Annotated in this window: 15 protein-coding genes; 4 read left to right on the forward strand and 11 right to left on the reverse strand. The window is 34.3% G+C overall.

Going from position 1 to position 16,677, the window contains the following annotated elements; genetic code table 11:
• Nucleotide 1: 1 nt before the first annotated feature.
• Both dhbA and AC3WTA_RS03635 read right to left on the reverse strand, forming a co-directional pair.
• Nucleotides 2-787 carry a 2,3-dihydro-2,3-dihydroxybenzoate dehydrogenase gene (dhbA, locus tag AC3WTA_RS03630; RefSeq protein WP_001020439.1) on the reverse strand — a complete coding sequence of 262 codons (786 nt, stop codon included), beginning with the start codon at nt 785-787 and terminating at the stop codon, nt 2-4.
• Between the two features lie 627 nt (nt 788-1,414).
• Nucleotides 1,415-2,617: an L-lactate MFS transporter gene (locus AC3WTA_RS03635; RefSeq protein WP_000748913.1), complete on the reverse strand. Its 1,203-nt coding sequence runs from the start codon at nt 2,615-2,617 to the stop codon at nt 1,415-1,417.
• Nucleotides 2,618-3,098: 481 nt separating this feature from the next.
• Here AC3WTA_RS03635 and AC3WTA_RS03640 point away from each other — a divergent pair, with 481 nt between their 5' ends.
• Nucleotides 3,099-3,284: a YkvS family protein gene (locus tag AC3WTA_RS03640; protein WP_000646791.1), complete on the forward strand. Its 186-nt coding sequence runs from the start codon at nt 3,099-3,101 to the stop codon at nt 3,282-3,284.
• Between the two features lie 58 nt (nt 3,285-3,342).
• On the opposite strand, the gene AC3WTA_RS03645 is transcribed toward AC3WTA_RS03640, so the two are convergent.
• Entirely contained in the window at nt 3,343-3,642 is a 300-nt protein-coding gene (locus AC3WTA_RS03645; protein ID WP_000214798.1) for an ArsR/SmtB family transcription factor, read from the reverse strand.
• A 330-nt stretch (nt 3,643-3,972) separates the two neighbouring features.
• Between AC3WTA_RS03645 and AC3WTA_RS03650 the strand changes: the two genes are divergently transcribed.
• Nucleotides 3,973-4,146 (forward strand): hypothetical protein, encoded by a 174-nt coding sequence (locus tag AC3WTA_RS03650; protein WP_001142748.1) that lies wholly within the window; start codon nt 3,973-3,975, stop codon nt 4,144-4,146.
• A gap of 123 nt (nt 4,147-4,269) precedes the next feature.
• Here AC3WTA_RS03650 and AC3WTA_RS03655 read toward each other — a convergent pair whose 3' ends face one another.
• The 4 genes from AC3WTA_RS03655 to AC3WTA_RS03670 form a co-directional block, all read right to left on the reverse strand.
• Nucleotides 4,270-7,359: an AAA family ATPase gene (locus AC3WTA_RS03655; protein ID WP_492332822.1), complete on the reverse strand. Its 3,090-nt coding sequence runs from the start codon at nt 7,357-7,359 to the stop codon at nt 4,270-4,272.
• Complete coding sequence (locus AC3WTA_RS03660) at nt 7,356-8,513, reverse strand: exonuclease SbcCD subunit D (RefSeq protein ID WP_000765143.1); 1,158 nt, start codon at nt 8,511-8,513, stop codon at nt 7,356-7,358. Before AC3WTA_RS03660 ends, AC3WTA_RS03655 begins: the two co-directional genes overlap by 4 nt.
• 15 nt (nt 8,514-8,528) lie before the next feature.
• Complete coding sequence (locus AC3WTA_RS03665) at nt 8,529-8,768, reverse strand: DUF2584 family protein (protein WP_000667347.1); 240 nt, start codon at nt 8,766-8,768, stop codon at nt 8,529-8,531.
• Between the two features lie 183 nt (nt 8,769-8,951).
• Nucleotides 8,952-9,209 (reverse strand): hypothetical protein, encoded by a 258-nt coding sequence (locus AC3WTA_RS03670; protein WP_001119403.1) that lies wholly within the window; start codon nt 9,207-9,209, stop codon nt 8,952-8,954.
• Nucleotides 9,210-9,525: 316 nt separating this feature from the next.
• Here AC3WTA_RS03670 and AC3WTA_RS03675 point away from each other — a divergent pair, with 316 nt between their 5' ends.
• Together AC3WTA_RS03675 and AC3WTA_RS03680 are read left to right on the forward strand one after the other, a co-directional pair.
• Nucleotides 9,526-10,581 (forward strand): enoyl-CoA hydratase/isomerase family protein, encoded by a 1,056-nt coding sequence (locus tag AC3WTA_RS03675; RefSeq protein ID WP_000134917.1) that lies wholly within the window; start codon nt 9,526-9,528, stop codon nt 10,579-10,581.
• A 224-nt stretch (nt 10,582-10,805) separates the two neighbouring features.
• A complete protein-coding gene (locus AC3WTA_RS03680; protein WP_000572332.1) occupies nt 10,806-11,438 on the forward strand; it encodes a LysE family translocator in 633 nt (210 codons plus the stop codon).
• Nucleotides 11,439-11,508: 70 nt separating this feature from the next.
• Here AC3WTA_RS03680 and AC3WTA_RS03685 read toward each other — a convergent pair whose 3' ends face one another.
• The 4 genes from AC3WTA_RS03685 to prpB form a co-directional block, all read right to left on the reverse strand.
• Nucleotides 11,509-12,969, reverse strand: coding sequence for a CoA-acylating methylmalonate-semialdehyde dehydrogenase (locus AC3WTA_RS03685; protein WP_000633348.1), 1,461 nt, complete (start codon nt 12,967-12,969; stop codon nt 11,509-11,511).
• Nucleotides 12,970-12,991: 22 nt separating this feature from the next.
• On the reverse strand, nt 12,992-13,882 hold the full coding sequence (locus AC3WTA_RS03690) for an NAD(P)-dependent oxidoreductase (protein WP_000719429.1): 891 nt from the start codon (nt 13,880-13,882) through the stop codon (nt 12,992-12,994).
• Nucleotides 13,883-13,898: 16 nt separating this feature from the next.
• Nucleotides 13,899-15,608: an acyl-CoA dehydrogenase FadE gene (locus AC3WTA_RS03695; protein ID WP_000416018.1), complete on the reverse strand. Its 1,710-nt coding sequence runs from the start codon at nt 15,606-15,608 to the stop codon at nt 13,899-13,901.
• 154 nt (nt 15,609-15,762) lie between these two features.
• Nucleotides 15,763-16,671, reverse strand: coding sequence for a methylisocitrate lyase (prpB, locus tag AC3WTA_RS03700; protein ID WP_000312656.1), 909 nt, complete (start codon nt 16,669-16,671; stop codon nt 15,763-15,765).
• Between the last annotated feature and the right edge of the window lie 6 nt (nt 16,672-16,677).

A 16,677-nucleotide genomic window follows, 5' to 3' on the forward strand; every position in this document is an offset into this window, starting at 1 on the left:
ATTAAACTCCTAATGTAGCTCCGCCATCGACACATAAATTGTGCATTGTAATATGACTCGCTTTATCAGAGGCTAAAAACAATACTGCTTCAGCAATTTCTGAAGGTTGTGCAATTTTTTGTAACGGAATACCGAGTCTATATGTATTTTGAGAACCAGCAATTATATTTTCAGCTCCATTCTCATCAGCCCATAATAATCTTTGCATTTCAGTTTCAGTAGAACCTGGAGAAACTAAGTTACAGCGAATATTGTATGCTGCAAGTTCTAACCCTAAACATTTCATAAACATCGTCGTTGCAGCTTTTGATGCAGCATACGCAGCCATCTCCATTCTCGGAGTATTTGCCGCATTTGAGCCAACTGTAACAATTGCCCCTGACTTTCTTTGCATCATATATTTACTTACTGCTCGGCACATATAGAAAACTCCTGTAGAATTTACAGAGAATGTTTTATTCCAATCTTCATCACTTAAAGAGTGAATCGCTCCCATACGTAAAACCCCTGCAACATTTACTAATATATCTATCGGTGCTATATCATTTTCAATCCGTTCTACTACTTCTTCAACAGCGGCACTATCACTCACATCTAAACGAAAGGTTTTCACACGTGTTTCATTTAATTCATTTTCATTTAAGAGTACGTTTAACCCCTCTTCAGTTTGATCAGCCCCAATAACTGTAGCTCCTCTTTCTAAAAACATGTTTGCTACAACACTACCTATACCTTGCGCTGCACCAGTTACTAAAACCGTTTTCCCATCAAATTCCCCTATGTTCATTTCCTCTATCCTTTCATTTGAAAATTAATCTAATTAAACAAATAATGATAATGATTATCATTATTGATGTAAAAAATAATACACTTACTAAACTAATTGGTCAAGTGTACTTTTCATCAAAATATTATTCATTGATAATGTTTTTCATTTAATATTCTTACACCGAAATGATAATCTTTCTCAATAAACTTGTCAACCTATTTTTATTTTTCAGATAAAATAATTTAATGATTCTCAACACAATTACATCTAAAAGCATTAATAAGTACTTACATTACACATTTAATTCATACTCCTCTTTTTAAACTTGTAGAAGACTAACTGTAGATACCTTCCTTTACAAAGCCTTATCAAAAAACCAAGTATATATTTTCTCAACATTTTTCTGAAAATATATCTTGCAATTACTGATGTATGTCTTGTTTATAATTTAAGATTTAAGACGTATTTCGAATATGATGTATCATTTTTTGATATTCCAATATAATCCAAATAGGCATTTCACTCACTTTTTTGTCTCAAAAAATCCCAAATGTTATATAACCTCGTTACAATCATTCATAAAAAAAGCACCCTATTTAATAGGATGCTTTTTCGTATTTATAGTGTGATAGAAGATTTATATACTTATGCTACGCTGCGATACTCTTCTTCTTGTTCTTTTTTCTGCTTAGGTGCTTGAATTAAAATTGCGATAACAAATGATACGACACATAATACACCGATCACCATGAAGGTTGGTTTGAATCCACCTAGAAGTGCACCGATAAAGGAACCTGCAAGTGCTCCAAATCCAAATCCTTGATACACAATCCCGTAGTTCTTACTATGGTTTTTCATACCGTAGAAATCACCAACGATAGCTGGGAAAATAGTGATATTTCCACCAAAGCAAAACGCTACGCTTGCTACACATACGAAGTAGATACCATAATTTAAATCTACGAAACTTAAAACCAAGACTGAAGCTGCCATAACAACAAATGTACCAGTAACGATTTTTAAACGGCCGATTTTATCTGATAACGGTCCTAAAATAATACGACCTAATGTATTGAAGATTGCAACCATAGCCACCGCATTAGCTGCTGTCGCTGCGCTAAGCCCTACAAGTTGAACACCAATGTCTTTTACCATACCAATTAAGTATAAGCCACTCATACATGATGTAAATAACATAATAAATAATAAGTATACTTGTTTTGTGCCTAACATTTCTTTCGTTGTATATTCCTGAGTTTTTGTTTCATGAACTGCTCCTTGATCTGCAGCTTGATGGATTAAACAAGCACCAAGGACAATCATAGCTGTAACAATTAAACCCCAGTATATAAACGCTTGTGATACACCAACTGATTCAATTAACTGTGCGTTAACGTATTTAAAGATTAAGCTACCCGAACCATATGCAGAGACAGAAATACCAGCAATTAAACCTTTACGCTTTGGAAACCACTTTATTAAATTGGATAATGAAGTGATATATGCTGTACCATCTGCATAACCTACAACAACCCCTGCTAGTACATAAAGCAATATTAATGAGGAAGCTTGTGAACTAAGTATTAATCCTAGTCCTAATGCTAGTCCAGCTATCATAATAAGTTTACGCAGTCCCCATTTTTCTTGCAATTTACTCGCAAATAAAGTTGAAAATGCTAAGAAAAGACTAGTAATTGAGAAAGTTATAGCAACAGCGTTTAGGCTCCAACCGTATTTACTAACTAAAGGCTGATTGAATAAACTCCATGTATATATCGTCCCAAGTCCCATTTGTACTATGACTGTGCCAAGGACAACAAGCCATGGATTAACTTTTGATTTTTTCATATCATTCCGCCTCCTCTTTCTATTTCAATGCTATTAGCTAAATTTTCTTTTTTTATGTTCATATTGGTCACCTCATTTGATTTAACACCTTCATTGTATAAGATGTCCCCGCTTATGTAAGCACTTACAAGATAGAGCGTCAAAAATATGGAATCAGTTACAGAAAACGAAGGTCGAAATACAAAAAACGAATTATTAAATACGTAAGTAGCTATTATAATGTTTTGCATCAATACGACTTACAGCTGTTTTATCATCTCTCTTTATAAAAATTATGTCTCAAGTTATACGATACCTATATTGCGATATTTCGATTTACCTATGCAAACAAAAAAAACTATTTTCACACTACGATGCACTTTATTTTTTATAAAATAAAAAATATTTTATTGATAAATAAAACTAAATATTCACTAATATATCTATACGTGGTTTAATATATATAATAAAAAAATATTTCTGTCTTTAATGAGGAGGTACTATGAAAGCAAACGTAGGGGATACTATACTTTTTCAACGAAATAATTTAAAGATTACAGGATCTGTATTAAAACTTTATACTGAATCGGTCTTAGTTGAAATTACAAATGTAAGCGGTGGTACTTTTGAATTTGATCGAACGATTGTAAATCATAAAAACTATAAAATTTTAAATACGAATACATAAAACAACAAAAAATAGCCCCTGCTCACCAGCAGCGGCTATTTTATATGAAAATACTTCATTAGTTTATATATCCTAAAACACTTACAATCTTACTCGCTTTTAAATTATTAATATGATAATAAATTTCTAAGCCCCTTCTCTCAGCTCGTAACACTTTACCTTTCATTTTTGATAAATGTTGCGAAACAGTCGATTGTGGAATATTTAGTAATTCTGTTAATTGCGTTACATTACATGTTTTTCTCGTACTTAATTCATTTACAATTTGTAATCGGATTGGGTGAGCCATAATTTTTAAAATATCTACATCTTCTTCTGAAACTAAACTTTTTCTCATTTCACTCGTATATGTTGTCATAAGACATTCCCCTTTTATATGAATTTCTCTTATTTAGATCTATTTCCAAAATATTTAAAACTCCGACAAGAAACCTTTATATAAAAATAATAGAATTTTAAATTTTTAAAAACAGAACGAAATACAATTCACTTTATTTATTTGGTACATATACATAATACAATGTTAATATGTGCTCTATGTGAAGTTAGCATATATTTATAATGAAGATTTTTCAAACAATTCACATCTAACTATATACTTCCTCATAATACTATCCAGTGATTTTAACATATTTTAGGCGTTTGTATATACTATCTACAAAATAAATGTTGTTTAGGGGGATTTCAAATGCCAACAATGTTACAAGAAGAAGTTGAAGAAGCGCGCGAAACATATGTCAGTCGTATCATATTGGTCGGTGGATCAGCTTTATTTTTAGTAGGTGGTGTTATCTCGGCAATTTCGGCCTTTAAAACATATAATCGCTTGGAAAATACACCGCCTTCTACAGATAACTCTTAGGTGAATTATTTAATTCTGAATAACAAACAAATGCCGTCTCTAAAAAGAGACGGCATTTGTTTGTTCATAAGTTCTTTACTAGAAAATCGCAAACAATACTTTGTGCATGAATTACAATTGAACTTACTTCACCACAAACTTCGTCTGACTACAACCATCCTTCTGCTTCGTTACTTCTAATACAGCCGGCATTGCGTTTTTCAGCTCTTGAACGTGTGAAATGACACCGATAAATCGGCCTGATTTTTGTAAGTCAATTAAGGCGTCAACTGCTTTTGTTAATGACTCCTCATCTAATGAACCAAAACCTTCGTCGATAAACATCGTTTCGATGGAAATACCACCTTCATACGATTGAATGACGTCTGCCATTCCAAGCGCTAAACAAAGTGATGCATTAAATTTCTCACCGCCAGATAATGTTTTTACATCGCGTGTTTGACCTGTATATGCGTCGTATACATCTAAGCCTAATCCACTTTGACGATTTCTCTTCTCAACTCGTTCACTTCGTTTTAAATAAAATTGTCCATTTGATAATTTACGTAATCGTTCGTTTGCAATTTGAACAATTTGTTCTAAATACTCAATTAAGATGTAACGTTCAAATGATATACGGCTTTCGTTATCACCTTTCATTACTTCATATAAATCAACAAGTTCTTGGAAAGCTTTTTCTTCCTCATGAATTTGTTCATCAATTCGTCTAATGTTTTCATGTAAATCAGAAATATATGTTACCGCAGTTTGCGCACGTTGGCGTTTTTCTTTTATTATATCGAGATTAATTTGTAATTCTATTATGTGTTCACCTAACGCCGTAATATCCATGTACTCTTTATCTTTTAATTCAGCATGTAACTCTTCAATTTGTTTTGCAAGCACTTCAAGAGATGAATAATAACTTTGAATTTCTTTTTGTAACATCTCCATCTCAATATCACTTAATTTAGCTTCTTTATACGTGGATTGATCTGTAAATCCGCTCTGTTCAAGCTCTTTCATAAAGCGCGTAAACGTCTCTTCTTTCTTTAATTTTGTACTTTCAAATTGATTAGAAGCACTTTCCTGTTCTGCTTGAATTCGTATATTTTCATTTTGCCAATGTTGATACGCTTCCTGCACTTTCTTCCATTCGTCCTCCATTAATTTGAGTTCATGCATAGCTTGGTCAAACTGGACTTTCCAAGCTTGGACTGTTTGTAAGTTTTCAGGAATATTTTTCTTATCATGTTCATATGACGTACGAAGCTGCATACACTCCATTTCTATACGGTGCTGCTCTGTTTCTACCTCACGCTTTTGCTTTTGAAGTGCATCTATTTTTTCTTCTACGCTTTTTATATTCACAGCAGTTTGCTTACGCGTTTCTTCGCTTGCTTTTAACGTATTCACTTCAGTTGCTAATTGCTTTCCCTTTTGAACAAGCGCACTATATGTTTCAACTAATTCTTCCGAGCGATAGCCTCGCTTCTTAACATCTTCTATTACCTGCTCATATTGAAGATGATAGAAATTCCATTTCTCCTCTAATTGAAAATGTAACTTTTCAGCAATATTCTTCTTGTCTCTTAAATCATTTAACTCTTTTTCATCGATCGCATTACTTTGTTCTATAGCTTTTTTCGGATGGTTCGTACTACCGCATACTGGACAAGATCCACCATCATGTAAATGAAGAGCTAATATACCAGCTTGTTCACTTAACCAGCGGCGTTCCATATTTTCATATGCGTTCACTGCCATTTGCATCTTATTGTATGCCGCTTCTTTTTCGTTCTCGAATTTTTGTTTTTCTTGCCAAACATCATATGCTTGCTTTAAAACTTTTGCATCTTCTCGCATATTCGTTAGTTCTTCTACTTTAGCTACATATTGCTCAAGTGCTCGTTCTAATTGCTGTAATTCACCAGACATTAGCTGTTTTTGATTTGTATGCTCCTCTAATTGTCGATCTAAGTTTTGCATACTTTCTTTTAGTTTCCCTACTTGAAGTTCTGCATTTTTTAAATTCAATTGTTTCTCAGCCAATGATGCAATAATCGGTTGTAACTCTTCTAATCTTTGAACAAGTTTTTTTGCATTTTCTCTCTCAGGTTCTTTATTCTTTACTGCTTCATATTTCTCCTGAGCAAGTTCAAAGCTACTCGTTATATTTTCTTTTTTGGCGATTATTTGTTTTAACAAACTTTCAGCCTTCTGCTCATTTTGCATTGCTTCTTCATACCATTGTTCAAATGGTAATAAGCGCTTCGCTTCTTCCGCACGTTTAAAAGATGTTTCTTTCATTTCAATAACGGTACGATTTTCCTGTAAAGTATTATATTTCTCATTCTTTTGTTGTAAATCTATAAATTTCTCATTTACAGATTTCGCTGTATGAAAACGAGTTTCAGCATCTTTTAATTGCTTCGTTTGAACATCTTGTTCTAGTTGTAATTGCTCAACCTCTACCTTATACGCAGCTGTTTCTTGTTCTAATGCTTCTACTACTTGATGCGTGTTTACATGTTCTTGTTCCACTAATGTCTCTAATAATGCTCCATCGCGGATTGGTAATTTAAAAACATTACGGAAGTATAACTCTCGCTCTTTCTGCTTTTCTTGTAAAACGTCTTTCCATTGTTTTCGTTTTTGATCAAGTAACTCACGCATTAACTTATAACGATCCGTTTTAAAAATTCGACGTAAAATTTCTTCTTTGTTTTCTGTCTCAGATGTTAATAGTTTTCGGAATTCCCCTTGTGGTAACATAACAATTTGGCTAAATTGATGTTTACTTAAACCAATTAAATCTTCCACTTTTTTATTTACATCCGTTACATGGAAACGATCAACAGCTGGAACATTTTCTTCATCAATCACTTCATATAGTTCTACTGCATGTCCCGTAATTGTCTTGTTCCCTTGTTTTTTATGTCCAAGTTGTCGTTTTATTTCATAACGTTTCCCTTTTAACTGAAAGGTTAGTTCTACACTTGTATACATATTATCATCAGCAAATTGACTGCGAAGCATGCTCGTATCACTACGTTCTTCTCCGCTTGCCTCACCATATAACACATAACAAATCGCATCAAAAATCGTTGTCTTTCCAGCTCCTGTATTCCCAGAAATGGCGAAAATACGATGATCTCCAAGATCGTTAAAATCGATTACTTCTTTCTGTTTATATGGCCCAAATGCTGTCATAATTAGCTGAATCGGTCTCATCCTCGTTCACCTTCCCGTTCTTGCACTGTTTGTAGTACTTCTACAAATAGACGTTCTTTCTCTTCTGATAAATCTAAGCCTTTCATTTCTTTATAAAAAGCCTTTAATAACGATAAATCATCCGTTTTATGTCTTGAAACAGTTACTTCATTTGACTCTGTGAACTCTCGTCTTTGAATAGATCTTTCAACATGCATTGCATTTGGATATACAGAGCGTATTTTTTCCATTGGCTGCAAGACAGGATTTTCATCTAATAATTTTACAAACACGTAATCTTCACTTACTGGATGTTGTAATAATTCATCTATTTTCGCTTCTACTGTTCGCATTTTACGACGTGGTGCAAGTAACCTTTTTTCAATTGTTGCTTCACCTTGCTCGTCCAGTTCCACCTTATAATATCCTTTTTTATGTTTTTCTTCAGAAATAGAATATGCAAGTGGAGAACCTGAATATCGAATTGTCTCATTACGTACGAAATGCGCTTGATGTAAATGTCCAAGCGCTGTGTAATGAAACTTATCAAAATAATGACTATTTACGTATTCAGCACCACCAATTGAAAGTGGTCGTTCTGCATCACTTGTATTCTCTTCCGCTTCTCCCGCAGAAGTCACAAATGCATGACCAACAAATACGTGTCTTGCTTCTTTATCCATCGTTTCAGAAAGCTCATTCATAAAAATACGCATCGCATCATCATGAGAACGTACATCTTCGTTTTTCAAAACATGTCTAACTATGCTTGGATCCGCATATGGAACGAGATGGAAGTGAACCTCGCCATATTCATCATTTAATATAATTGGCTCATATGGAAATTGAAATTGTCCCACAATAAATAATCCTTGTTTCTTCATTAAACTACTTCCAAAATGAATACGATCTGGACTATCATGGTTTCCTGCAACCGCAATAACTGGTGTTTGTAAATCAATCACTATTTTTTGTAAAACATCATTTAATAAGTCTACTGCTTCCGTAGGTGGAATTGCTCGGTCATATAAATCCCCTGCAATAATTACGGCATCTGGTTTTTCTTCTTCAACAGCTTGTACAAACTGATCTAATACAATCTTTTGATCTTCAGTCATATACACGCCATGAACGAGCTTTCCTAAATGCCAATCCGCTGTATGAAATAACTTCATAGTTTCCTGCTCCTTTTAATTTACTGATTTTAGTGATACGAGTTGATAGTTTATTGTAGTTTTTCCGTTTTCCCACTCTAACTTTTGTATCATTGCACTACCAATTCTTTCTTCATTTGATTTATATAAAGGCAATATTTCTTGAACTGTAAATAAGTGATAACCATCCAATTTTAATTGAAATATGTTTTCTTCTATATGTAATCTTACTTCTTTTTCATTTGAAATAATTTTTGTGTGCATCTCAAATTTCATGACAGATACAACCCCTTTTTCTAATCTCTACACTATTAATAGTATATTGGCTATGCAAGATTGACAAGTAAATACACGGCAAAGTACACACTTTTCTATCGCTATATGTTTTTTATTTTTACATATAATACGGTATGTGAAATTTTATTTATTGTAAAAATAAAAATGTCTAATATGACATCTTTATTTTTGTATAAAGTCTTTCATTACATAATATAAAACTGTAATGAAAACGATCGCTACAAAAAATGAAAATACTGCGATAATGTACCCATCCTTATTTAATAAAATGCAAAAAGAAATAGATATGATAAAAATCGGAAATACAAGTCGTACTTTATCCTTCACTTCCTCTGTCGTATCTGTATGATGAAAATACTGCGTTATCCCTATCATTAAAGAAGACAAAATAATCAGCGACAATAGTAAAGGTCCTGGCATTCCGATTTCTCCTTTCTCTATTTCTAATGAAAAGCAATTTTTCTTACATCATAATCACTTCAAATACTCTTTTTGAAGTGATTATGCACAATTTATACATATATAATAGCGTGTTTATCATGAAAATTTCAAATAATTACAATTACAGTAATGTTGTAATATTCATTTTCAACCTCAGAAATCCTGCAAATATATCTCGTCAAAATATGCGGTATACAAATTAACACGTACCGTCAACTTTAGACAAAATTTATAAAGGACATTTCAATACGTATCAAGAATTAAGAATAAGAAGATATGTAAGGGAGGATGAATTATGACTGAACACGTTTTATTTTCTGTTAGTGAAAACGGCGTTGCATCAATTACTTTAAACCGCCCAAAAGCACTTAATTCTTTATCTTATGACATGTTACAACCAATTGGGCAAAAACTGAAAGAGTGGGAAAATGATGAGCGAATTGCGCTTATCGTATTAAAAGGAGCTGGCACAAAAGGTTTTTGTGCAGGCGGCGACATTAAAACTCTTTATGAAGCGCGTTCAAATGAAACTGCATTGCAGCATGCGGAACGTTTTTTTGAAGAAGAGTATGAAATTGATACATATATTTATCAATATAAAAAACCGATCATCGCTTGTTTAGATGGAATTGTAATGGGCGGTGGTGTCGGTCTTACAAATGGTGCGAAATATCGAATTGTAACTGAGCGTACGAAATGGGCAATGCCAGAGATGAACATCGGCTTCTTCCCAGATGTCGGTGCTGCTTATTTCTTAAATAAAGCTCCAGGGTTTGCTGGCCGCTATGTTGCTTTAACAGCATCTGTTTTAAAAGCTTCTGACGTATTATTTATAAACGCTGCTGATTACTTTATGACATCTGACTCATTACCAAATTTCCTTACTGAACTTGAAAGTGTAAATTGGCATAAAGAAGATGATGTACATACTAATTTAAAAGAAGTCATTGGTACATTTGCAACTGCTCCAAACTTAGAAAGCGAGCTTTCTCCTTCATTAGAAGAAATTAATTCACATTTTGCATTCGATACAATTGAAGAAATCACCCATTCATTGGAGAAAGCTCAAAGTTCCTTTGCTTTAAAAGCGAAAGAAACGCTATTATCAAAATCCCCTATTTCATTAAAAGTAACATTAAAACAATTTATTGATGGACAAGATAAATCCGTTGAAGAATGTTTCGCTACCGACCTTGTACTTGCTAAAAATTTCATGAGACATGAAGATTTCTTCGAAGGAGTACGATCCGTTGTCGTTGATAAAGATCAAAATCCGAATTATAAATATAAGCAATTAAGTGATGTTTCAGAAGAAGATGTAAATCGGTTCTTTAACTTACTTAATGCATAAGGTGAAACATTAATAAGTGGGGGCTCATTACCCGCTTATTATTAGCCCTCACCGCTCGTCCGGTCATGCGGGATAAAATTGAGGCTATATAGTAGTGGAATTCCACTACTATATAGCCTCTTTCTCATTTAATATTTTTTAATAAAATTTAATTTTATTAAATCAAAATGTATGCTACACTATTTTTAATCAAATATTCTAAAAATAAAAAAGGAGGAGCAACTATGATTGAAAATTATTTTCTTTTCATCATTATGTCTATTTGTCTTATTATTTTACCCGGTCCTGATACTGCAATGGCGACGAAAAATACATTGGTTGCTGGTAAGGTGGGTGGAGTGAAAACTGTGTTCGGTACATGTGTTGCACTTTTAATTCATACTTTAGCAGCAGTAATCGGACTTTCCGCAATTATTGTAAAGTCAGCGCTTTTATTTTCTATTTTCAAGTACGTTGGAGCTCTATATTTAATTTATATTGGCATTAAAGCCCTTTTAGCGGTAAGAAACAAAGAAGGCTTTAATACGAACGATATATCTTTAAATAATGAAGATGAACACACTTCTTGCTTTCGCCAAGGGTTTCTTACGAATTTATTAAACCCTAAAGTTGCAGTCTTCTTTTTAACCTTTTTACCGCAATTTTTAAATCCAAATCATAATACGTTTATCCAACTTCTCGTAATGGGTCTTACTTACCTCGTTTTAACAGTTATTTGGTTCGCTTTTTATATATTTTTAATTGATAAAATTAGTGCTTTTATGAAAAAACCGAGGACGCAACGTTATATTCAAGGCTTAACAGGAATCGTCTTAATTGGTTTTGGTATTAAACTAGCTTTTGAAAAAAATAATTAACAAGACGAAAACCACCACTATTAATAGTGGTGGTTTTCATTTAACAACTGATTTGGCTGTTTACTCTCTATTAAAACCAGCGCTCAGTTACAACTTTTTTACGTGTATAGAATTGAACGCCATCTGTACCATTTGTACCTAAATCACCAAAGAAGGAAGCTTTATTTCCTGCAAATGCGAAGAATGCCATTGGTGCTGGAACGTTTACGTTTACACCGATCATACCAGCATCGATATTATCACGGAACGTTTGTGCATGTTTACCATTTGAAGTATAAATAACCGCGCCATTTGCAAATTTAGATTGATTTGTTAATTTAATACCTTCTTCTAAATCTTTAACTCGTACAATGCTTAATACTGGAGCAAAAATTTCATCTTGCCAAATTTTCATTTCTTGATTTACACCATCAAAGATTGTCGCACCTACAAAGTAACCTTCTCCAACTTCTTCCTTAACTTTACGGCCATCTACTAATAAAGTTGCTCCATCTGCTACACCGCTATTAATATAGCCTAATACGCGCTCTTTATGAGATTCACGAATTAATGGTCCAACATAATTATCTTCGTGGAAACCGTCACCTACTTTTAATTTCTTCGTCTCTGCTACTAGTACGTCGATGAATTCATCAGCAATTTCATCCACTACTGCTACTACTGAACATGCCATGCAGCGCTCTCCACTACTTGCGAATGCAGATCCAATTACACCTTGCACTGTTTTCTCAAGATTGCAATCTGGCATTACAATCGCATGGTTTTTTGCACCAGCTAACGCTTGTACACGTTTCCCGTGTTTCGTACCTGTTTCATACACGTAACGAGCTACTGGCTCAGAGCCAACGAACGAAACAGCTTGAATATCTTTACTTTCTAAAATGCTATTTACAACATCTTTTCCGCCTTGTACTAAATTTAATACCCCTTTTGGAAAACCAGCTTCATAGAATAACTCTACAAGTCGCTCTGCTAAAAGTGGCGTTCTTTCAGATGTTTTTAATACGAACGTATTACCGCAAGCAATTGCAAGTGGGAACATCCATAATGGAATCATCATCGGGAAGTTAAACGGTGTAATACCAGCAACAACTCCAATTGGATAGCGCCAAATCGATCCATCAATGCCGCTAGCAATATTCGGAAGAGCTTGTCCCATCATTAAATTTGGTGCTGATGTTGCAAGTTCTACCGCTTCAATCCCGCGCTGCACCTCACCAGTTGCATCCGTTAATGTTTTACCATTTTCTAGCGTAATGATTTTAGCAAGCTCTTCTTTGTTTTCTTGTAAAATCTGTAAATATTTGTATAATTGTCTTGAACGATTCGGAACTGGTACTTTAGACCATGTTTCATATGCTGCTTTTGCCGCTTCAACAGCTTTTTCAACATCTTCTTTCGGAGATAGCGGAACGTAAGCGATAATTTTTCCAGTCGCCGGATTCGGAACTGCTTCTACTTCTGTACCAGTAGATTCTACCCACTCACCATTAATATGATTTTTTACCCGTTTAATTTCAGTTGTAATCATTGTATTCTCTCCTTTTTATGATTTATTTTTGATTAGAAATTAATTGTTCACTAACTTTCTTATATAAAGCAGCCATATCGTTTTCGCCATACCCAGCTTCACTTGCTTCTTCATATACGTTTAATAGCATCTCGCTAACTGGTAAGTGCAGTTCGCTTTCTTTCGCTAAATCTACTGCAAATCCTAAATCTTTCTTTAATAAATTCACAGTAAAGCCTGGATCGTAGTTTTCAGTTGCAATGAAACTTTTATAATTACGCTCATAAATTCTACTTTGACCGTAACTTACATTTAAAATATCAAACATTTTATCTAAATCCATATTATTCTTTTTCGCTAATGTTAAAGCTTCACTCACACCAGCTGTATAAAAACCAATTAATAGGTTATTAATTAATTTAACTGTTGTGCCACTATCAATCTGCTCACTAACATGGAAAACATTCGCGCCTAGTACGCCCATGATCAATTCCGTTTTCTCATATACTTCTTTCGATCCACCAACCATAAACGTTAATGTACGGTTTTCGGCTCCAATTACCCCACCACTAACAGGTGCTGCTAAAAAGTCTACTTTCTTTTCCTTTGCAGCTTCCTCTAACTGTTTGTTTAATTGTGGAGATACAGTACTTGTATCAATTAAAACTACATTCGAGTGGCTATTTTCAAACAATCCTTCTTCCCCAAAATACACCGCTTCAACAGCGCGAGGTGAAGGTAAACTTGTAAAAATCACATCGCATGTTTCTGCTAGTTTTGAGATTGATAAGCCAATAATTCCTCCTTCATTTTCAAAGGAAGCTTCAGCCTCTTTATTTAAATCCACACCGTATACTGTGTAACTTGATTTAACTAAATTTTTAGACATTGGAAGACCCATGTTACCTAAACCGATAAAGCCAATCTTTTTCATATCGCTTTCCTCCTATTTACACAATATACTTTCCGCGATTTATAATAGCTTTCGCAATTTCTCTCTTTTTCGTAAACACGTTCGTGTATAAAGGCACTAATAATTGACGAATTTCAGCTAGAATTACGTGTCTATCTTGTTCTTCTGTGACAGCCGCTGAAAGTATAGAAATCGCTGCTTCTTCTACTTTACGATAGCCCTCTTCACAAATAACGTCAGTTATCATTTGTTTCGTACGCTCTTTCTCTTCACCATTTTTACTAATTGCTTTACTCGTACGTAAAAATGCTGATTCCATGACGTACACGTCCGTTAACATATTTGATAATACACGTGAATATTCTTGTTCTTGGTCAATTTTTAACCCTGGAGTTTTAGAGAGCGTTTTCAAAGATTGTTTCAACAATTTTTTCGCTAATAAAATGTAACGATGGTTTCTTTCAACATTTGCTACATCAACTTCTACTTCAGTATCTTCAATTTTTTCCATTTGCTTCATTAACATTTTAGCAACTGTTAATCTATTAATTTCGTTCGTTCCTTCAAAAATACGACTAATTCTAGCGTCACGATATAATCGTTCTACCTCGTACTCTTGCATATAACCGTAACCACCATGAATTTGTACAGCTTCATCTACGATATGACCAAGTGTTTCAGAAGCATTTACTTTATTAAGTGCACATTCAATTGCAAATTGAGACATTTTCTTCATAAGATCTTCATCACTCTCATGAATTGCTTCATCAATTACACCTGCTGTACGGTAGGCTGCACTTTCTGCTCCATATGTAGCAATGATCATATTTGCAATTTTCTCTTGAATCATCGTAAAATCTACTAATTCCGTTTGGAACTGTTTTCGCTCTTTTCCATATTGTACCGACAGACCAATTGCTTGTTTTGCCGTTCCAATATTTCCAAAAGCCAGCTTTAGTCTAGCGAAGTTAAGAATATTAAGAGCTACGTGATGCCCTTTGCCAACTTCCCCTAAAACATTTTCAGCAGGGATGACAACATCTTCTAAAATTAGAGTAGCCGTTGAAGAACCTTTAATCCCCATTTTCTTTTCTTCTAGTCCAATGGATACACCTTCACATGTTCTTTCGACAATAAACGCTGTCATTCCTTTATTTGTCTTCGCAAAAACAACGTATACATCTGCCATATGAGCATTTGTAATCCACTGCTTCTCACCATTTAACTTCCAAGCAGTACCATCTTCATTTAATACTGCACTCGTTTTTGCACTTAAAGCATCAGAACCAGCATTTGGCTCAGTTAAAGCATAAGCCCCAATCCATTCTCCAGACGCAATTTTCGGCAAATATTTTTCTTTTTGTTCTTTCGTTCCGTAATATATGTAAGGCAATGTACCTACACCAGCGTGTATATTAAAGGAAACGCTAAATGCACCAGCATATCCCATTTTTTCTGCTACAAGCCCTGAAACTGCCTTTCCTAACTCAAATCCGCCGTACTCTTCTGGGACTTCGATACTTAATAATCCAAGTTCTCCAGCTTTCTCAAATAATTGACGAGAAACTTTATAATTATGTTGTTCAATATTCTCTATTTGTGGAACAATTTCTTGTTTAACGAATTGTTCTGTCGTTTTTGCGATTAAATCTTCATCTCCTGAAAAATCTTCTGGCGTAAAGAAAGCATGATTCACATCTTTATTAAGTGAAAAAAATTCATCCCACGGTAACTTCGTTTTCTCCATCTGAATCCCCCTATCATTTCGGCCTTACTTGCTACTACGTATGCTCGTCTACGATGAGTGGAATTTCTTATTTTTGAAAACAGAAGGCGATGAATTGTCACATCAAGCAGTTCGTTTTGCCAAAGATGTATTCTCATCGCCTTAGTTGTTTTATCTATTGATCCTCTGATAATACTGTTTTTGCAATTCCAGTATCTAATTCTTCAAAGTCATGATATGAAATTGTTTCATATAACTCACTTCTCGTTTGCATACTTGAAAGTGCATCTTTTTGAGAACCTGTTTCCTTAATTAAAGTAAACACATTCTCATATGCTTTCGCTGCAACACGAAGTGAAGTTACAGGATAAATAACTATTTGGAAGCCCATATTTGCAAATTCCTCTGCACTATAATACGGCGTTTTCCCGAACTCAGTCATATTCGCAAGTAAAGGGGCATTTACTTTACTATTAAATAGACGGAACTCTTCTTCTGATTGAAGCGCTTCAGGGAATATTGCATCTGCACCTGCTTTTACATAAGCGTTCGCTCTTTCGATTGCTTCATCTAAGCCTTCTACACCGCGAGCATCTGTACGTGCCACAATATATAAGCTTGGTGCAACTTCTTTAATCGCTTTAATCTTTTGAACTAATTCTTCTGTAGTAACGAGTTTCTTACCATTTAAATGTCCACATTTCTTCGGTAATTGTTGATCTTCAATTTGAACAGCCGCAACTTTTGCTTCCACCATTTCTACTGCTGTTCTCGCTACGTTTAATACACCGCCAAATCCTGTATCAATATCAACAAGAACTGGTAAATCTGTAGCTCTTACTAGATCTCTTGCTCTTACTGCTACTTCAGTAGACGTCACGATTCCTAAATCTGGTAGCCCTTTACTTGCAGTATAAGCAGCTCCCGATAAATATAAAGCTGAAAAACCTGTATTTTTCGCAACAAGAGCAGCCATTGCATCATGAGCACCTGGAATTTGCAAAATCCCATTTGCTTCTACTAAAGCTCGGAAGCGATTCGCAAGCTCCTCTTGTGTTGACTGTTTATTCACAACCCAAGCCATTCTAAA

This window comes from Bacillus sp. EB106-07-01-XG149 (genome assembly GCF_058791555.1).